A 17,390-nucleotide genomic window follows, 5' to 3' on the forward strand; every position below is an offset into this window, starting at 1 on the left:
GGACTCGACCTATGCGGGTAAAGCGGTTCGCGGCGGCAGTCGCGCTCCCCGTGGCAGCGATGATGTTGATCGCCGGCTGCGGCGGCAGCAGCAGTGATTCAAGTGGGGGAAGCAGCGACCCGAACGCCGCCATCTCGATCCAGGGCACCCAGCCGGAGAACCCGCTGGTCCCGGCGAACACGAACGAGGAGGGCGGGTCCATCCCGCTCGACGTCATGTTCACCGGGCTCGTCAGCTACGACACCGACACCTCGGACCTGAAGATGGAGATCGCCGAGTCGATCACCACCACCGACGCGCAGCACTACGACATCAAGCTCAAGGACGGCTACACCTTCCACGACGGCACCCCCGTGGACGCCAAGAGCTTCGTGGACGCGTGGAACTGGGCGGCCTACGCCCCCAACGCGGCGCTCAACGCCAGCTTCTTCGAGCAGGTCAAGGGCTACCAGGACGTCAACCCGACGCCCCCCGCCGGCAGCACGGACGCACCCGCGCCCACGGCGAAGACGATGAGCGGCCTCACCGTGGTGAGCCCCACCGAGATCAAGGTCGAGCTGGTCGCGCCGTACAGCCCGTTCAAGCAGAAGCTGGGCTACCACGTCTTCGCGCCGCTGCCGCAGAGCTTCTACGCCGACCCGGTCGCCTTCGGCCGCAACCCGGTGGGCAACGGTCCGTTCAAGTTCGTCGCGTGGAACGACAACACCGACATCAAGATCACCCGGTGGGACGACTACAAGGGCGAGAAGCCCCAGGTCAAGGACGTCACCATCAAGCTGTACCAGAGCTCGGAGGCGGCCTACGCCGACCTCGTGTCGGGCAACCTGGACTTCCAGCAGCTGCTCCCGCCGTCCGCGCTGGCCGGTGAGAAGTACCAGTCCGACCTGATGGACCGCACGCTCGACAAGGACGCCCCGCGCCTGACCACGGTGAGCCTGCCGATGTACGACCAGCGCTTCGCCAACGCCGACCTGCGCAAGGCCATCTCCATGTCGATCAACCGCGAGCAGATCGCCAAGGTCATCTTCAACGACACCTACGTGCCCTCCACCTCGTTCTCCTCGCCGGCCATCACCGGCTACGAGGCGGACACCTGCGGGGAGGCCTGCACGTACGACCCGGCCAAGGCCAAGGACCTGCTGGCCAAGGCCGGCGGCTTCAGCGGCCCGCTCACGCTGACCTACAACTCTGACGGTGGACACAAGGACTGGTCCGAGGCGGTGTGCAACAGCATCAAGTCGAGCATCGGCATCGACTGCGTGGCCACCCCGACGCCGACCTTCAGCGTCCTGCGCCAGTCCATCAACGCCAAGCAGATGTCCGGCCTGTTCCGGTCCGCGTGGTCCTACGACTTCCCGAACCTGGAGAACGGCCTCAGCCCGCTGTACTCCACCACCGGCTCGGCGAACGACTCGAAGTACAGCAACCCCGAGTTCGACGCGGCCCTGCTGAAGGCGGCTGCCATCAGCGACCCCGCGGAGTCGAACAAGGCGTTCATCGAGGCCGAGAAGATGCTGGCCGCGGACCTGCCGGCGATCCCGCTGTGGAGCGTCACGCAGAAGGCGGGCTACTCTGAGCGCCTGAGCAACGCCAAGCTGTCCTACACCCTCGAGCTCGACCTGACGCAGGTCAGGGTCAACAGCTGACACCCGCCACAGGCCGGCTCACCCTGCTGGGTGGCCGGCCTGTGGTGCGCGTGGCCAGTCAGAGCCAACTCGGAGATCCCCATGGGCCGCTACATCCTTCGACGTCTGCTGCAGATGATCCCGGTGTTCCTGGGCACGACGTTCCTCATCTACTGCCTCGTCTACGCAGTGCCCGGTGACCCCTTCGCCGGCAAGTGCGGCCAGCGGGCCTGCCCGCAGTCGTTCATCAACGAGATGACCGAGAAGTACAACCTGAACGACAACATCTTCGTCCAGTACTTCAAGTACCTGGGCAACCTGTTGCAGGGTGACTTCGGCAGCACCTTCTCGGGCGTGCCGATCAGCCAGATCATCTCGACCTCGTACCCGATCACCATCCGGCTGGCGCTGCTGGCGCTGTTCATCGAGATCGTGATCGGCATCGCGGCCGGCGTGCTCACCGGCCTGGGCCGCAAGGGCTTCTTCGACAACCTGGTGCTCATCTCCACCCTGCTGCTGATCTCGCTGCCGGTGTTCGTTACCGGCTTCGTGCTGCAGTACCTGCTGGGCGTCAAGTGGGGCGTGGTCAACCCGACCGTCTCGCCGAAGGCCCCGTGGAACGAGCTGATCATGCCGGCCTTCGTGCTGGCGAGCCTCTCGCTGGCCTACGCCACCCGCATCACCCGCACCTCGATCGTGGAGAACCGCCGGGCGGACTACGTGCGCACCGCCGTCGCCAAGGGCCTGCCCCAGCGCCGGGTGATCGGGGTGCACCTGCTGCGCAACTCGCTGATCCCGGTGGTGACGTTCTTCGGCACCGACTTCGGCGCGCTGATGGGCGGTGCCATCGTCACCGAGGGCATCTTCAACATCAACGGCATCGGCCGCCAGGTCTACCGCGCCATCCAGGTCAAGGAGGGCGCCACGGTGACCGGCCTGGTGGTGGTGCTGGTGCTGGTGTACCTGCTGATGAGCCTGCTGGTGGACGTGCTGTACGGACTACTCGACCCAAGGATCCGTTATGAGTGAACCCCAGCTCGGCGCCAGCCAGGTGGGCACGGGCGCCGCCCCCGCCGACCCCCAGCCGACGGGCAAGGACGCGGCCGGCACGGCGCCGGTGGAACGGGTGGGCAGCCTGGGCTCCGACGCCTGGCGCGACCTGCGCCGCAGCCCGCTGTTCCTGGTCTCCGCGGTGATCATCCTGGTGATGCTGCTGATGTCGCTGTGGCCGGGGTTGTTCACCAACGTCGACCCGCAGGCGGCCGACCTGAGCCAGAGCAACCTGGGCCCGTCCTCGGCGCACTGGTTCGGCACCGACGTGCAGGGCCACGACGTGCTGGCGCGCTGCATCTACGGTGCGCGGTACTCGCTGATCGTGGGCGTGCTGGCCACCCTGGGGACCACCCTGGTGGGCGTGGCGGTGGGCATCGTGGCGGCCTACTACGGCGGCTGGCTCGACGCCCTGCTCTCCCGGATCGCCGACATCTTCCTGGGCATCCCCTTCGTGCTCGGCGCCATCGTGGTGCTCACCACGTTCACGGTGTCCTCCACCGTGGGCATCGTGGCGCTGGTGATCGGGTCGTTGATCCTGCTCGGCTGGCCGGTGCCCACCCGCGTGATGCGCTCGTCGATGATGCAGGCCAAGCAGGCCGACTACGTGGTGGCCGCCCGCTCCATGGGCGCCGGCACCAGGCGGATCATCTTCCGCCACCTGCTGCCCAACTGCCTGGCCCCGACGCTGGTGTACGCCACCATCTCCCTGGGTGCGTTCATCGGTGCGGAGGCCACCCTGTCCTACCTGGGCATCGGCCTGCACGCCCCCGTCGTCTCCTGGGGCGTGATGATCAGCGACGCCCAGACCTACCTGCGCACGGCTCCCTTCGCCCTGCTCTTCCCGGCCGGCTTCCTGTCCATCACCGTGCTCGCCTTCGTGATGCTCGGTGACGCGGTGCGCCAGGCCCTCGACCCGAAGCTCCGTTAGGAGAGTCGTGTTCTTCCACCGCAAGCGCCCCGACCAGGGCACCCCCGACCCGACTGCCACCGAGCCGACCAACACCGAGCCGACTAACACTGCGCCGGCCGCCACCGCGGCAGGCACCTCCTCGGTCACCTCCGGCAAGGCCACGGCTGCCCCGGGCACCAGCGCGGTGCCCGGCTCGACCGCTGCCGACCCGCTGCACCCGTACCTGCCCGACGGCACCTTCCGCTCCCCGGCCCTGCTGGAGGTGGACGACCTGCACGTGGAGTTCCGCACCCGCGACGGCGTGGCCAAGGTGCTCAACGGCGTGTCCTACGACGTCCGGTCGGGGGAGACCCTCGCGGTGCTCGGCGAGTCCGGCTCGGGCAAGAGCGTCACCGCACAGACGGTGATGGGCATCCTGGACCAGCCACCGGGTGCCATCACCGGCGGCCAGGTGCGGTTCAAGGGCGAGGACCTGCTCGCCATGACCGACGAGCAGCGCCGCCTCATCCGCGGTGAGGGCATCGCGATGGTCTTCCAGGACGCCCTGTCCGCCCTCAACCCGGTGTTCAGCGTCGGCTTCCAGATCGCCGAGCAGTTCCGGGTGCGGCGCGGGATGAGCCGCAAGGACGCCACGGCCCGCGCCGTGGAGCTGCTGGACCAGGTGAAGATCCCCAACGCCAAGGGGCGCGTGAAGGAGTACCCGCACCAGTTCTCCGGCGGGATGCGCCAGCGGGTGATGATCGCGATGTCGCTGGCCCTGGACCCCGAGCTGCTCATCGCCGACGAGCCCACCACCGCCCTGGACGTCACCGTGCAGGCCCAGATCATGGACCTGCTCAAGGAGATCCAGGCCGAGCGCCAGATGGGGCTCATCCTCATCACCCACGACCTCGGCGTGGTCGCCGACGTCGCCGACAAGATCGCGGTGATGTACGCCGGGCGCATCGTGGAGCAGGCGGAGGTGCACGACCTCTACGCCAACCCCTGCCACCCGTACACCGTGTCGCTGCTGGAGTCGATCCCGCGGGTCGACCTCAAGGGCCAGAAGCTGCGGAGCATCGCCGGGCTGCCACCGAACCTGATGCACGTCCCGCCGGGCTGCGCGTTCCACCCGCGCTGCCCGATGGCGCAGGACGTGTGCACCCGGCAGGTTCCCCCGCTGATCACCCTGGGCGAGGTGCGCTCGAGCGCGTGCCTGTTCGCCGACGACCTCTACCAGGGCAAGGACGTGGTCCACCATGGCTGACCTGACCAAGCCCGCCAGCTCCGGAACCCCGCTGCTGGAGGTGCGCGACCTCGTCAAGCACTACCCGGTCACCCAGGGCGTGCTGCTCAAGCGAGCGGTGGGCCAGGTGCACGCCGTCGACGGCGTGAGCTTCACCCTGGACCACGGCGAGACCCTGGGCGTGGTGGGGGAGTCCGGCTGCGGCAAGTCCACCCTGGCCAAGGTGCTCATGCGGCTGGAGCCGGCCACCGCCGGCGAGGTGCTCTTCGAGGGCGAGGACATCCTCAAGCTCTCCGGCGCCGGCCTGCGGCGGATGCGGCGCAAGGTGCAGATGGTCTTCCAGGACCCCTACACCTCGCTCAACCCCCGCATGACGGTGGGCGACATCATCGGGGAGCCCTTCGAGATCCACCCCGAGGTGGCCCCGAAGAGCTCGCGCCGCAAGGCCGTGCAGGACCTGCTGGACGTGGTGGGCCTCAACCCGGAGTACATCAACCGCTACCCGCACCAGTTCTCCGGCGGCCAGCGCCAGCGCATCGGCATCGCCCGCTCGCTGGCGCTCAAGCCGGACCTGATCATCTGTGACGAGCCGGTCTCCGCGCTGGACGTCTCCATCCAGGCGCAGGTGATGAACCTGCTGGGCGACCTCAAGCACGACTTCGGGCTGTCCTACCTGTTCATCGCCCACGACCTGTCCGTGGTGCGGCACCTCTCCGACCGCGTGGCGGTGATGTACCTGGGCAAGATCGCCGAGGTCGGCACGGACGCCGAGATCTACGAGCAGGCCTCGCACCCGTACACCCAGGCGCTGCTCTCGGCCGTGCCCGTCCCCGACCCCGCCGCGCGGGAGCGCAAGACGGTGATCCGGCTGGTGGGCGACCCACCCAGCCCGGTGAACCCGCCGTCGGGGTGTCGGTTCCGCACGCGCTGCTGGAAGGCCCAGGACATCTGCGCCACCGAGGTGCCGGCCCTGGTGGACCGCACGGGGCACCCCAGTGCCTGCCACTTCGCCGAGCCACGCGCGGTGCTGCAGGACTGAGGGCTGTGGCCCTCGACACGTTGGGCGCCCGGGTCTTTGACGGGTATGTCGGTAGCCGGAATGATGACCAGACTGCGACGGTTCACCGCGCCGTCCGTGACCGAGGAGTCGACTGTGAGCAGCGCGGAAGCCCGTGGCTGAGCCCGCCGGAACCTACTACCTGGCCGGTCTGGACCTGCGCGGCCGCCGCGTGGTCGTCGTCGGTGCCGGGACGGTGGCTCAGCGTCGCCTCGTCCGGTTGCTGGCCGTGAACGCCGACGTGGTGGTGGTGGCGCCGGCAGCCACTCCGACGGTGCAGGCGATGGCCGACACCGGCCAGCTGCGCTGGGAGCGCAGGAGCTTCCAGGGCAGCGACCTGGACGACGCCTGGTACGTGCTGGCCTGCACCGACGAGCCTGCGGTGAACGCGGCCGTGGTGGCGGAGTCGGAGCGGCGGCGGGTGTTCTGCGTCCGGGCGGACGACGCCGCCCGTGGCTCCGCCGTCACCCCCGCGACCACCGAGCACGACGGGCTGATGGTCGGGGTGCTCTCCGGCGGGCACCCGCGCCGCTCCTCGGCCGCGGTGTCGGCCATCCGGCGGGCGCTGCAGCGGGGCATGCTCACCGAGACCGCGCCGGAACGCCCCGTCGGCGTGGCGCTGGTGGGCAGCGGTCCGGGCGACCCCGAGCTGCTCACCGTGCGCGGCCGACGGCTGCTGGGGCAGGCGGACGTGGTGGTCACCGACCGGCTCGGGGCCACCGACCTGTTGCAGGAGCTGGGGGCGGATGTCGAGGTGATCGACGCGGCCAAGGTGCCCTACGGGCGGGCCATGGCCCAGGAGGACATCAACGCCGTGCTGATCGACCGGGCGCGGGCCGGCAAGTTCGTGGTCCGGCTCAAGGGCGGCGATCCCTACCTGTTCGGGCGCGGCTACGAGGAGCTGCTCGCGTGCACCGAGGCCGGTGTGCCGGTGACGGTGGTGCCGGGCCTCACCAGCGCCTTCGCGGTACCCGCCGCCGCCGGCGTGCCGGTCACCCACCGGGGGGTCGCGCACGAGGTGGTGGTGGTCTCCGGGCACGTGGCGCCGGACGATCCGCGCAGCCTGGTGGACTGGCCGGCGCTGGGCCGGCTGAGCGGCACGCTGGTGCTGCTCATGGCGGTGAAGCGGCTGGCGCAGTTCGCCGAGGTGCTGATGGCCCACGGCCGCGCCGGCGACACCCCGGTGCGGATCATCCAGGAGGGCACCACCCGCACCGAGCGGGTGGTGTGCACCAGCCTGGCCCACGCGGCCACCGACGCTCGCGCCCACGACATCCGCCCCCCGGCGATCATCGTGATCGGTGCGGTCGCGGGCCTGGGCGGTGGCGGCGATGTCTGAGTCCGCCCCGCCGGTCACCGGCCCCGTCGCCGCCGAGGAGCAGCCGCAGCGCCCGCTCGCCACCTCGGTCTTCGGCCTGGCCATCGTCATCCTCGGTGCCGTGCAGCTGATGCTCGTGCTCGACGGCAGCATCGTGAACATCGCGCTGCCGCACCTGCAGGACGACCCCGCCATCCGGCTCTCCGACGCCAACCTGTCCTGGGTGGTCAACGGCTACGCGCTGGCCTTCGGCGGCCTGCTGCTGCTGGGCGGGCGCTCCGGCGACGCGCTGGGCCGACGGCGGATGTTCATCGTCGGCATCGCGGTGTTCACCCTGGCCTCGCTGCTGGGTGCCTGCGCGTGGAGCGAGTGGTCGATGATCGCCGCCCGGGTCCTGCAGGGCGCCGGGGCCGCGGTGGCCTCGCCCACCGCGCTGGCGCTGGTGTCCACCACCTTCGCGCCGGGGCCGGTGCGCAACAAGGCGTTCGGCGTCTACGCCGCGATGACCGGGGTGGGCTCGGCCGCAGGACTGTTGCTGGGTGGAGTGCTCACCGACATCTCCTGGCGGTGGACGTTCTTCATCAACGTGCCGGTGGGCCTGCTGGTGCTGGTGCTCGCTCCGCGAGCGCTGCCGACCACTCGCCCCGACCGGTCCAGCTTCGACCTGCGTGGCGCGATCACCGCCACCGCCGGCTTCTCCGCGCTGGTCTACGGGTTCACCGCCGGCGGCAGCGGCTGGCCGTGGATCGTGGCGGGAGTGGTGCTGGTGGCGGTCTTCGTGGTGCTGGAGGCCCGCACGGAGAACCCGTTGGTGCCGCTGCGGCTGTTCACCGACAAGGACCGCGCGGTCACCTACCTGGCCACCTTCATCACCGGTGCCTCGCTGTTCGCCATGGCGTACTTCCTCAGCCGCTACGTGCAGGAGGTGCTGGGCTACTCGGCCCTGAAGACCGGTATCGCCTTCCTGCCGTTCGCTGTCGCCTCCGGCCTGGCCTCACAGCTGACCTCAGCGCTCACCTCGCGGGTGAGTCCCCGGTGGATCATCGGGCCGGGCTCGGTGGTGATGGCCATCGGGTTCGCCTGGGCGTCACGCATGCCGGTGGACGCAGGCTACGTGCGCGACCTGCTCGGGCCGATGATCCTCATCGCCGCCGGCTTCAGCCTGATGATGATCCCGCTGACCATGTCGGCGGTGACGCGGGTGGACACCCGCGACGCCGGGGCCGCCTCGGCCGTGGTCAACGTGGTGCAGCAGATGGGTGGGGCGATCGGGTTGGCGGTGCTGGTGCTGGTCTCCACCCGGGTGACCGACGGCGCCGGCACCGAGCGCGTTCCGGCCCTGGCCGAGGGTTTCGGCGCCGCGTTCCTCACCTGCTCCGGGTTCGTGCTGGTGGCCGGCCTGCTCTCCGTGGTCGGCCTGCGCACCACCCACCACGACCTCGAGTAGCAACGAGCCCGCCCCCCGGTCGGTGACCGGGGGCGGGCTCGTCGCAGCGGGCGCGGGTGCTACTCGTCGAAGCCCATCATCTTGCGGGAGGCCTTGGCGCTGGCCTCCACCATGGGGCCGCGGGGGAAGCCGAGGCGCTTCTTCGCGTTGGTGAAGTTGGCCTCGCCACCGGCGACCCACACCGGGCCCTCGGTGATGCGGGCCAGGCCCTCGGCGGCCACGTCGGCCGGGGCGGCCACGTCCAGACCGGGCAGGTCCATCTTCAGGCCGTGACGCTCCATGGACGGGGTGCGGGTGACACCCAGCACCAGGTGCAGCACGTCCACGTCGTGAGCCTTGAGCTCCAGCCACAGGCCCTCGGCGAAGACCCGGCTGAACGCCTTGGCGGCGGCGTAGATGCCGATCATCTCGGTGCCGAGGTAGCCGGCCATCGAGCCGAGCAGGATGATGCCGCCGCGGCCGCGCTCCTTCATCAGGGCGCCGAAGTGCTGGGACAGCTCGAGCTGGCGGGTGATGTTGAGGTCGATGACCTCCTGGACCTTGGTGAGGTCGGCAGTGACGAACTCGTTGGCGTAGGTGTTGGCGCCGGCGTTGAAGATGAACAGGCCGACCTCGAGCGGGTCGGTCACCGCGCGGATCTGCTCCACCGCGCCGGGGGCGATGAGGTCGACCGAGAGGGTGCGCACCTCCACGCCCAGGGCGCGGACCTTCTCCGCGGTCTCCTCCAGCGGGCCGGGCTTGCGGGCCAGCAGGACGAGGTTGATCCCCGCGGCGGCGAGCTGCTCGGCAAAGGAGGATCCGACGCCTTCCGAGCCGCCTGCGATGACTGCCCAGGGTCCGTACTTGGCTGCGTCGATGGTGCTTGTGTCGGTCACCGTGCTCCTCGGGTGGTGTCGGGATGTGCCGTCGCTGTGCGGCGCGTGCTCGAGCCGGCCGGGCGTGCTGCCCGCGGCACCGAGCGATGGTCTCGCACCTGACGGTAGGGCCGGGGGCGGTGATGTCGGACGCGCGTCTCACTGGATGGGAGAGGAGGGCAGCGGGTCGGTGGCGCCTCCGAGTGTGGGGTGCAGCACAGAAAGTCTTACTCAGCGGAACTGCAGCGCGCGGCGGCACCCGACACCTGTCGATGATTGTCGTCACAGGGGAGCGGGTCGGTGCAGCGCAGCGGCTCGAGGAGTGGGGAGGGGGTGGGTCAGTGGCCAGGATCGCCGTGATGCGTGCGCCGGCAGAGCCGAGCTCGGTGCTGCAGCACACCAAGTACCGACGGATGCTCAGGGCGGCGTCGGAGCTGGGTACGGAGAAGGAGCTCGAGCGCGTCCAGATGACGGAGGTCGCGCGGCGGGCTGGGGTGGCCATCGGCACCCTGTACCGCTACTTCCCGTCCAAGAACCACCTGTTCGTGGCGGTGATGGCGGGCCAGATCGAGCGGATGAACGAGGCCCCGCAGCTGGACGAGAGCAACGACCCCGCGGAGCGGGTGGCTCGCATGCTGGTGCGCTCGCTGCGGGCGCTGATGAGCCAGCCGATGCTGGCCTCGTCGATGATCCAGGCGGTGATCACCACCGGCCCGGCCGTGGTGACCGACGTGGACAAGATCGATCACGAGTTCCGGCGCGCGCTCCTCTCGGCCGCGCACCTGAAGGAGCCGAACCAGGAGCAGCTCGCCCTCGTGCGGATGGTGAACCAGCAGTGGTACGGAGTGGTCCGGGCCAGCCTCAGCGGTCAGCTGGACGCCGCCCAGGCGGAGGAGGACCTGCGCAACGGCTGCCGGCTGCTGCTCGCCTCGCTGCGAGTGCCGGAGCTGGCGGGACAGGGACGCTAGCGCGTCGAGACCACCCCGTCGGCGTGCGGCGCCCGGTACTCACCTCGGGCGGTCTCGGGCTGCGCGGGCTTGGTCTCCCGCAGGAAGGTGTCGATGATCTCGACGACTTCCTGTGGCGCCTCGACGTGCGGGAAGTGGCCGATGCCGGGCAGCACCGCCAGCCGCGAGCTGGGCATCGCCTCGTGCGTGGCCACTCCGTGCGACAGCGGGATAATCGGGTCGTGGTCGCCCCAGATCAGCTGCATGGGCAGCCGGGCGCTGAGGTAGAGCCGGCTGGTGGCGCTCACCGCCTGACCACCGGGGTCCACCACCGAGCGCAGGATGCGCAGGAACGCCCGCCGGGACGGGCCGTCGGCCAGCGACGCGTACGCGCTCCACATCTCCTCGACCGCGCCGGCGCGCAGCCCCCGACGTCCCAGCCAGCCGCGGATCGTGTTGCCGGCGTCGCGGACGAACGGCGGGGCCAGCAGCGGCAGCACCAGCTCCGAGCCCGGCGTGGACAGCACCCGCAGCGTCCAGCTGACCTCCCGGCCCAGGCCACCGCTGGAGATGAGCACCAGGCGCTCGCAGCGCTCCGGGTACTGGTAGGCCATCTGCAGCGCCACCCCGCCGCCGAGGGACTGCCCGATCACGGTGACCCGGTCGATGTCCAGCGCGTCGAGCAGGTCACGCAGCGTGGCGGCGTACGCACCCAGGGAGTAGTCGCCGCGCGGCTTGTCTGACTCGCCGTGCCCGGGCATGTCCGGGGCCACCACCCGGTAGCGCTTGCTCAGCTCGGGAATCAGGTACCGCCAGGTCGCCGAGCTGCCGGCCATGCCGTGCACCAGCAGGAGCGTCTCGCCGGTACCGGCCATCCGGTAGGCGAGGCGGTCGCCGTGCAGGTCGTGGAACATCAGCTGGGTCATGGTGGTCCAGTATTGACCACGAGCCGCACCGGTGCACGTCTGTGCACTGGCGCGGCTCGGGCGGTGCAAGCGGTGGTGCCGGCTCGGCGGAGCGCTCAGCCGGTGACCTCGCGCCGGATGATCTTGCCGGTCGCGTTGCGCGGCAAGGCATCCGTGGTGATCCGGTAGCGCACCGGGCGCTTGTAGTAGGCCAGGTGCTCCTCGGCGTAGGTGCGCAGCTGGTCCTCGGTCACCTGGTTTGCCGGATCGGTGACCACCACGGCGGCCACCTCCTGGCCCAGGTCGGCGTGCGCAACGCCGTAGACCACGCACTCCACCACGCCCGGGCACTCGTCGAGGGACTGCTCGACCTCCACGGGGTAGACGTTCTCGCCGCCGCGCAGGATGAGGTCCGACCGGCGGGTGGTCAGCCGCAGCATGCCGTTCTCGAACACGCCGATGTCGCCCGTCCGCAGCCAGCGACCGGAGTCGATGGCCTGGGCGGTGGCCTCGGGGTTGTTCCAGTAGCCGAGCATGACGAACGGGCTGCGGACGCACACCTCGCCCTCCTCGCCGTCGGGCAGGCGGTCGCCGAAGGGGTCGCGGATCTCCAGCGCCACGGTCACGATCGGCCGACCCAGGGTTCCCGGGTTGGCGGCCAGGTCCGCGGCGGTGGCCACGGTGGCGGCAGTGCTGCTCTCCGTCATGCCGTAGCTGTCCACCAGGGCGTCCTTGGCGAACGGCACGTGGTTGCGCAGCTTGTCCTTGAGCGCGATGGAGGACGGCGCGGAGGCCAGCGCGAACGCGGTGAGCGAGGAGGTGTCGTACTTGGTGAAGTCGCCCTGCTCGAGCAGCCGACTGGCCATGGTGGGCACCGCGCCCCAGTTGGTGACGCGCTCGCGCTCGATGAGCGAGAGCACCCGGTCCACGTCGAAGGCGCCCTGGTACATGACCACCACGCTGCCCGTGCCCAGCCGCGGCACGGCCAGGTTGTGCAGGCTCGCGATGTGGAACAGCGGCGAGGTGAGCAGGTAGCGCAGCGGCTCCGGCCCGGTCTGGCCGAAGGCGGCGAGGAGGGCGTCGTTGAGCTGGTGGTAGCTGACCACGGCCAGCAGGTTGCGCTGGGAGTGCACCACGCCCTTGGGTCGACCGCTGGTGCCGCTGGTGTAGAGGATGACGGCGGGGTCGTCCTCGTCCAGCTCCACCACGGGGGCGACGGCGTCGGGGTGCGCGGTGGCCAGGCGCGGCACGTCGTCCTCCAGGCCGAGCACCGGCAGCGGGGGGAGGGACACGGTGGCCTGCTCCAGCAGCGGCGCCCGCTTGCGGTCCACCAGGATCACGGTGGGCTCGCTGTGCCCGATGGCGAAGGTGATCTCCGGCGGGGTCCACCAGGCGTTGAAGCCCACGGCGATCGCACCGAGGCTGGCCACCGCCCAGAACGCCTCCACCCACTCCGGAGAGTTGGCGCCCAGGATGGCCACCCGGTCGCCCTTGCCCACGCCGTAGGTGTCGGCCAGCTCCTGGGCCAGGGACCGCACGGCTGCGCCGTGCTCGGCGAAGGAGACGTGTCGGTCCTCGGTGACCAGGTAGTCGCGCTCGCCGTAGCTCTCGGCCTGGGCCAGCAGCTCGGGAAGGGACTGGTTGCGGGTGGTGATCACAGGCATCCGGGTGCCGAGCACGTCCTCCTCGGCGATCTCGAAGGGTCCGCCGGGACCGGTGAGCTTGCCCATCACCTGTGCCACGTAGGCCTGCAGGTCAGCTGGAGCGGTCATCACACACACCTTATCGTCGTGCCTGTGTGCGCCAGGGCACACCGGGTTGCCAGCCGCACCGTGCCACAGCGCCCGGGGCGCAGCGGTGGTGGTTCCAGTCACCGAGACGGCCGCGGGCGTCGGGGTTCACCGTGCCGCGGGGGCGTCCTCGGCCGCGGCGGGGTGGGTGGCGACGTAGCGGGCCGGGTACTCGCCGCCGCCGTGCACGGCCAGGTCGGCACCGGTGACGTAGTCGGACAGGTCCCCGGCGAGGTAGAGGCACGCGCGGGCCACGTCGGCAGGCACCGCCATGCGCTGCATCGGGATGGTCCGCGCCACTGCGGCACCGCCGTCGGCGCCGTAGACCTCCGCCGCGGCCTCGGTGCGGATGAGCCCGGTGGTGACGTGGTTGACGCGGACCTTGGGCGCCCACTCCAGCGCCAGCGCGCGGCTGAGCACCAGCAGGCCGGCCTTGGCCGCGGAGTAGGCGGCGGTGCCCGGCTGCGGGTCGTGGGCGGAGACGCTGCCGATGTTGATGATGGTGCCGCCGCTGTCCTGGCCCTGCATCACCCGGTTGGCGGCCTGGGCGGCGTAGAACGGCGCCAGCAGGTTCAGCGCCACGATCTTCTCCACGAAGCGCGGGGAGACGGTGGCGGCATCAGCGTCGGGCGAGCCGCCGGCGTTGTTCACCAGCACGTCCACGCGGCCGAGCTGGTCCACCGCGTGCACCAGCAGGGCGTCCACGGCAGCAGGGTCGCGCACGTCGGTGGCCAGGAAGAGCGCCTCGCGGCCGTCCGCGGCGGGCAGCGTCTCCGGTGCGGAGCGGCCGCACACCAGCACCTGGGCGCCTGCGGCCAGGAAGGTCTCGGCGATGGTGCGCCCGATGCCCTTGGTGCCACCGGTGACCACCACGCTGCGGCCGCTGAAGTCCAGGGGGTTGCTCAGAGTCATGCGGGAACCCTAACAAGCGCTTGGTCAGACGACCCTGACCGAGCGCGCCGGCGCGCTGTGGCAGGCTGGCCGCCGTTGGTCGGCAGGGGGAGGACACGCGTGGAGCGGCACGAGGCAGCCGGTGAGGCAGCCGACGATGCAGCAGCCATCGTCGCTGACACCGAGCACGCGGCGCCCACCTCGGACCACGTGTGGACGCTGCCCAACGCGCTGAGCACGCTGCGCCTGCTCGGGGTCCCCCTGTTCCTGTACCTGCTGCTGGGCCCGCAGGCCGACGGCTGGGCCATCGTGGTGCTGATGGTCAGCGGCGCCACCGACTACCTCGACGGCAAGCTCGCCCGGGTGCTCAACCAGACGAGCAAGCTCGGCGCCCTGCTGGATCCCGCCGCCGACCGCCTGTACGTGCTGTCCACCCTCTTCGCCTTCGTGGTGCGCGACGTGGTGCCCTGGTGGGTGGCGGCGCTCATCGTCGGGCGTGACCTGGTGCTGCTGTGCACGGTGCCGGCGCTGCGCAGCCGGGGGCTGACCGTGCTGCCGGTGCACTACCTGGGCAAGGCCGCCACCTTCTGCCTGCTCTACGCCTTCCCCGGGCTGCTCATCGCCCAGATGGACTCCTGGCTGGCCACCGTGCTGGGGCCGCTGGCCTACGCGCTGACCGTCTGGGGCACCGCGATGTACCTGTGGGCCGGGGTGCTCTACCTGGTGCAGCTGCGGCTGGTGCTGCGCGAGCTGCCGCGGGTGCCCTGGACCTGGCGTCCATGAGCGGTCCGCGCTTCCCGGTCCCGTCGCTGCTCGCCGCCCTGCAGACCGACCACCTCGACCCCGGCTACGCCGCTGCCGCCCAGCAGCCGCGCGGGCAAGGACGTCGCCGGACCTGGTTGGCGGGCGGTGCCGTGCTGGTGGGGCTGGTGCTGGGCGTGGGGGCGGCTGAGGCGACCTCCAGCGCCCCGGACGCGGACGTGGTCCGCACCGGGCTGGCCGCCGACGTCCGCCAGGCGCGCACCACGCAGCAGGAGCTCACCCAGCGCGAGGCTGCGCTGTCGGCGCAGGCGGAGGCAGCCCGCCGCACCGCGCTGACCGGCAACGCCGAGGGCCGCGCCGCCCTGGACCAGCTCAGCGCCCTGTCCACCGCGGCCGGCGCGGCCGCGGTGGTCGGCCCCGGCCTGGAGATCACCCTGGACGACGCCGAGGCCGGCAACGGCGCGCCGTCGCGCGGCAGCGTCCTCGACCGCGACCTGCAGCAGGTGGTCAACGCCCTGTGGGCCTCGGGAGCCGAGGCGGTCGCCGTGGGCGGGGTGCGGCTGGACCCGCGCTCCACCATCCGCCAGGCGGGCGGGGCGATGCTGGTGAACAACCAGCCGGTGCCCGCGCCCTACACCGTGGCGGCGGTGGGCCGGCCCAACGCGCTGCAGACCGGCTTCGTGGTCAGCGACGCCTACCGGGCGATGTCGGCGGTGTCCCGGTCCTACGGCACCCGCTTCGACGTCCGCGCCGCCGAGTCCCTGCAGCTGCCCGCCGCCACCCCGGTGGAGCCCCGCTTCGCGATCCCGCAGGTGCCCCGATGATCGCCGTGCTGGCACTGGTCGCCGGCGTGGTGCTGGGTCTGGTGCTGCAGCCGGAGGTCCCCGACCTGTTCCAGCCCTACCTGCCCATCGCCGTCATCGCCGCGCTGGACGCGGTGTTCGGCGGGCTGCGCGCACGACTGGCCAAGATCTTCGACGCCAAGGTGTTCGTGGTGTCGTTCGTGTTCAACGTGGTGGTCGCCGCGCTGATCGTGGCCCTGGGCGACCAGCTGGGGGTGGGCACGCAGCTGTCCACCGCCGTGGTGGTGGTGCTGGGCATCCGCATCTTCGGCAACGCCGCAGCCATTCGACGCAGCGTGTTCGGGGTCTGAGCCGTGCCCGAGGCGCCGGAGGTGCCCGACGCGGCCGACACGGCCGAGACGGCCGATGCGAGCCCGGCCGCAGAGCCGCCCAGCCCGGTGGTGCCGCGGCGCGCCCGGGTGCTGTCCGCGGTGCTGGTCTGCGCGCTCTGCGCCGGGCTGGGCCTGGCCATCGCCACCCAGGTGCGCGACACCGCCTCCGGCGACTCGCTGGACACCGCCCGCCCCAGCGACCTGGTGGTCCTGCTCGACACGCTGCACCAGCGCGAGGCCACCCTGCGCGAGGAGATCACCCAGCTGCAGGACAGCATCGCCGCGCAGCAGAGCTTCGGGCAGGGCTCGGCGTCGGCGCTGGCCGAGGCCCGGGCCAGGGCGCAGGCGCTGGCGGTGCTGGTGGGCACCGCCGCAGCCAGTGGCCCCGGAGTGGTGCTCACGGTGCGCGACCCCCAGGCGCGGGTGGGTCCGGAGGTCCTGCTGGACGTGGTGCAGGAGCTGCGGGCGGCGGGGGCCGAGGCCATCCAGGTGAGCGGCGCCGACGGCGGCGCGGTGCGGGTGGGCATGGACACCGCCGTCACCGGCACCGCCGGTGCGCTGCGGGTGGACGGCAGCACGTTGAGCGCGCCCTACCGGGTGACGGCCATCGGCGACGCGCCCACCCTGGCCGCGGCGCTGAACATCCCCGGTGGGGTGATCGACACCGTCGCCCGGGCCGGGGGAGGCGTGGCGGTGGAGCAGCCGCCCCAGGTGCTGGTGGACGCCCTGCGCACGCCCAAGGTCGCGCAGCACGCCCGCCCGGCCGGTCGGTGAGCCGCGCGGGCCGGCGGCACGGGCCCCGCCCTCCTGGTGGCGGGAACCCCTGGGCGCGCAGGTAATCTGGCCATCGGTGCGGGGCGCAGCCCAGGCCCGTCCGTCCCCGGTCCCCGGAAGCAGGAGTCGATCGCCAGTGTCCGATGAGCAGGTACCGACCGATCGTCGCTACACCGCCGAGCACGAGTGGGTGCTGCGCACCGGCGACACCACCGCCCGCGTCGGCATCACCGACTTCGCGCAGGCCCAGCTGGGTGACGTGGTCTTCGTGCAGCTGCCCGACGTGGGCTCCGAGCACGCCGCCGGCACCGCGATCGGCGAGATCGAGTCCACCAAGAGCGTCTCCGACGTCTTCACCCCGCTGACCGGCACCGTCTCCGCGCGCAACGACGCGCTGGACGAGGACACCGCGGTGGTCAACACCGATCCCTACGGGGCCGGCTGGCTGGTGGACCTGGACGTGGCCACCGCCGCCGACCTGGACGAGGCGCTGGCCGCGATGCTGGACGCCGACGGCTACCGGGCGCTGACCTCCGGGGACTGAGCGCACCACGCTCGTCCCGCTCCTCAGGGAGGCGTCCAACCCGGACGCGCACCAGCGGAGCAGTCCCGGTGGTGGTGTCCACGGCAAGAGATCACGGTACGGTCAGTGCACGCT

17 protein-coding genes are annotated in these 17,390 nt (G+C 71.3%); 13 read left to right on the forward strand and 4 right to left on the reverse strand.

Annotation, left to right across the window (positions count from 1 at the left end; translation table 11 throughout):
- The first annotated feature begins 11 nt into the window (after positions 1 to 11).
- The 7 genes from ELX43_RS07145 to ELX43_RS07175 all read left to right on the forward strand — a co-directional run bounded on the left by ELX43_RS07145 (position 12) and on the right by ELX43_RS07175 (position 8,635).
- Positions 12 to 1,646 carry an ABC transporter substrate-binding protein gene (locus tag ELX43_RS07145; protein WP_127782760.1) on the forward strand — a complete coding sequence of 545 codons (1,635 nt, stop codon included), beginning with the start codon at positions 12 to 14 and terminating at the stop codon, positions 1,644 to 1,646.
- A gap of 81 nt (positions 1,647 to 1,727) precedes the next feature.
- Positions 1,728 to 2,654: an ABC transporter permease gene (locus tag ELX43_RS07150; protein ID WP_127782761.1), complete on the forward strand. Its 927-nt coding sequence runs from the start codon at positions 1,728 to 1,730 to the stop codon at positions 2,652 to 2,654.
- Entirely contained in the window at positions 2,647 to 3,606 is a 960-nt protein-coding gene (locus tag ELX43_RS07155) for an ABC transporter permease (protein ID WP_127782762.1), read from the forward strand. Before ELX43_RS07150 ends, ELX43_RS07155 begins: the two co-directional genes overlap by 8 nt.
- A gap of 7 nt (positions 3,607 to 3,613) precedes the next feature.
- Positions 3,614 to 4,834 carry an ABC transporter ATP-binding protein gene (locus ELX43_RS07160; protein WP_277601719.1) on the forward strand — a complete coding sequence of 407 codons (1,221 nt, stop codon included), beginning with the start codon at positions 3,614 to 3,616 and terminating at the stop codon, positions 4,832 to 4,834.
- A complete protein-coding gene (locus tag ELX43_RS07165; RefSeq protein ID WP_127782763.1) occupies positions 4,827 to 5,852 on the forward strand; it encodes a dipeptide ABC transporter ATP-binding protein in 1,026 nt (341 codons plus the stop codon). The genes ELX43_RS07160 and ELX43_RS07165 overlap by 8 nt, the downstream gene beginning before the upstream one ends.
- A gap of 133 nt (positions 5,853 to 5,985) precedes the next feature.
- Positions 5,986 to 7,209 carry a uroporphyrinogen-III C-methyltransferase gene (gene cobA, locus ELX43_RS07170; protein ID WP_127782764.1) on the forward strand — a complete coding sequence of 408 codons (1,224 nt, stop codon included), beginning with the start codon at positions 5,986 to 5,988 and terminating at the stop codon, positions 7,207 to 7,209.
- Positions 7,202 to 8,635, forward strand: coding sequence for an MFS transporter (locus ELX43_RS07175; protein WP_127782765.1), 1,434 nt, complete (start codon positions 7,202 to 7,204; stop codon positions 8,633 to 8,635). The genes cobA and ELX43_RS07175 overlap by 8 nt, the downstream gene beginning before the upstream one ends.
- Before the next feature lie 59 nt (positions 8,636 to 8,694).
- Here the strand turns inward: ELX43_RS07175 and ELX43_RS07180 are convergent, their stop codons facing one another.
- Entirely contained in the window at positions 8,695 to 9,510 is an 816-nt protein-coding gene (locus tag ELX43_RS07180; protein ID WP_127782766.1) for an SDR family NAD(P)-dependent oxidoreductase, read from the reverse strand.
- A 338-nt stretch (positions 9,511 to 9,848) separates the two neighbouring features.
- Between ELX43_RS07180 and ELX43_RS07185 the strand changes: the two genes are divergently transcribed.
- On the forward strand, positions 9,849 to 10,457 hold the full coding sequence (locus ELX43_RS07185; protein ID WP_241249819.1) for a TetR family transcriptional regulator: 609 nt from the start codon (positions 9,849 to 9,851) through the stop codon (positions 10,455 to 10,457).
- On the opposite strand, the gene ELX43_RS07190 is transcribed toward ELX43_RS07185, so the two are convergent.
- The 3 genes from ELX43_RS07190 to ELX43_RS07200 form a co-directional block, all read right to left on the reverse strand.
- Complete coding sequence (locus ELX43_RS07190; protein ID WP_127782768.1) at positions 10,454 to 11,362, reverse strand: alpha/beta fold hydrolase; 909 nt, start codon at positions 11,360 to 11,362, stop codon at positions 10,454 to 10,456. The two genes, ELX43_RS07185 and ELX43_RS07190, sit on opposite strands and share 4 nt — an antisense overlap.
- Before the next feature lie 95 nt (positions 11,363 to 11,457).
- On the reverse strand, positions 11,458 to 13,113 hold the full coding sequence (locus ELX43_RS07195) for a class I adenylate-forming enzyme family protein (protein WP_127782769.1): 1,656 nt from the start codon (positions 13,111 to 13,113) through the stop codon (positions 11,458 to 11,460).
- A gap of 126 nt (positions 13,114 to 13,239) precedes the next feature.
- On the reverse strand, positions 13,240 to 14,043 hold the full coding sequence (locus ELX43_RS07200; RefSeq protein ID WP_127782770.1) for an SDR family oxidoreductase: 804 nt from the start codon (positions 14,041 to 14,043) through the stop codon (positions 13,240 to 13,242).
- A 147-nt stretch (positions 14,044 to 14,190) separates the two neighbouring features.
- Here ELX43_RS07200 and ELX43_RS07205 point away from each other — a divergent pair, with 147 nt between their 5' ends.
- The 5 genes from ELX43_RS07205 to gcvH all read left to right on the forward strand — a co-directional run bounded on the left by ELX43_RS07205 (position 14,191) and on the right by gcvH (position 17,276).
- Positions 14,191 to 14,805, forward strand: coding sequence for a CDP-alcohol phosphatidyltransferase family protein (locus ELX43_RS07205; RefSeq protein ID WP_127784749.1), 615 nt, complete (start codon positions 14,191 to 14,193; stop codon positions 14,803 to 14,805).
- Entirely contained in the window at positions 14,802 to 15,608 is an 807-nt protein-coding gene (locus tag ELX43_RS07210; protein WP_127782771.1) for a DUF881 domain-containing protein, read from the forward strand. The genes ELX43_RS07205 and ELX43_RS07210 overlap by 4 nt, the downstream gene beginning before the upstream one ends.
- On the forward strand, positions 15,605 to 15,937 hold the full coding sequence (locus ELX43_RS07215; RefSeq protein WP_127782772.1) for a DUF1290 domain-containing protein: 333 nt from the start codon (positions 15,605 to 15,607) through the stop codon (positions 15,935 to 15,937). The genes ELX43_RS07210 and ELX43_RS07215 overlap by 4 nt, the downstream gene beginning before the upstream one ends.
- 87 nt (positions 15,938 to 16,024) lie before the next feature.
- Positions 16,025 to 16,732 carry a DUF881 domain-containing protein gene (locus ELX43_RS07220; RefSeq protein WP_241249879.1) on the forward strand — a complete coding sequence of 236 codons (708 nt, stop codon included), beginning with the start codon at positions 16,025 to 16,027 and terminating at the stop codon, positions 16,730 to 16,732.
- 136 nt (positions 16,733 to 16,868) lie between these two features.
- Complete coding sequence (gcvH, locus tag ELX43_RS07225) at positions 16,869 to 17,276, forward strand: glycine cleavage system protein GcvH (protein WP_127782773.1); 408 nt, start codon at positions 16,869 to 16,871, stop codon at positions 17,274 to 17,276.
- The last annotated feature ends 114 nt before the right edge of the window (positions 17,277 to 17,390 follow it).

The organism is Rhodococcus sp. X156, assembly GCF_004006015.1.
GTDB lineage: Bacteria > Actinomycetota > Actinomycetes > Mycobacteriales > Mycobacteriaceae > X156.

What these genes read in the sequence shown, in the direction of transcription:
- ELX43_RS07200 (WP_127782770.1), bottom strand. Translation starts at nt 14,043, where the DNA reads ATGACTCTGAGCAACCCCCTGGACTTCAGCGGCCGCAGCGTGGTGGTC.
- ELX43_RS07150 (WP_127782761.1), top strand. Translation starts at nt 1,728, where the DNA reads ATGGGCCGCTACATCCTTCGACGTCTGCTGCAGATGATCCCGGTGTTC.
- ELX43_RS07195 (WP_127782769.1), bottom strand. Translation starts at nt 13,113, where the DNA reads ATGACCGCTCCAGCTGACCTGCAGGCCTACGTGGCACAGGTGATGGGC.
- ELX43_RS07155 (WP_127782762.1), top strand. Translation starts at nt 2,647, where the DNA reads ATGAGTGAACCCCAGCTCGGCGCCAGCCAGGTGGGCACGGGCGCCGCC.
- ELX43_RS07165 (WP_127782763.1), top strand. Translation starts at nt 4,827, where the DNA reads ATGGCTGACCTGACCAAGCCCGCCAGCTCCGGAACCCCGCTGCTGGAG.
- ELX43_RS07215 (WP_127782772.1), top strand. Translation starts at nt 15,605, where the DNA reads ATGATCGCCGTGCTGGCACTGGTCGCCGGCGTGGTGCTGGGTCTGGTG.
- ELX43_RS07145 (WP_127782760.1), top strand. Translation starts at nt 12, where the DNA reads ATGCGGGTAAAGCGGTTCGCGGCGGCAGTCGCGCTCCCCGTGGCAGCG.
- ELX43_RS07185 (WP_241249819.1), top strand. Translation starts at nt 9,849, where the DNA reads ATGCGTGCGCCGGCAGAGCCGAGCTCGGTGCTGCAGCACACCAAGTAC.
- ELX43_RS07210 (WP_127782771.1), top strand. Translation starts at nt 14,802, where the DNA reads ATGAGCGGTCCGCGCTTCCCGGTCCCGTCGCTGCTCGCCGCCCTGCAG.
- ELX43_RS07190 (WP_127782768.1), bottom strand. Translation starts at nt 11,362, where the DNA reads ATGACCCAGCTGATGTTCCACGACCTGCACGGCGACCGCCTCGCCTAC.
- ELX43_RS07175 (WP_127782765.1), top strand. Translation starts at nt 7,202, where the DNA reads ATGTCTGAGTCCGCCCCGCCGGTCACCGGCCCCGTCGCCGCCGAGGAG.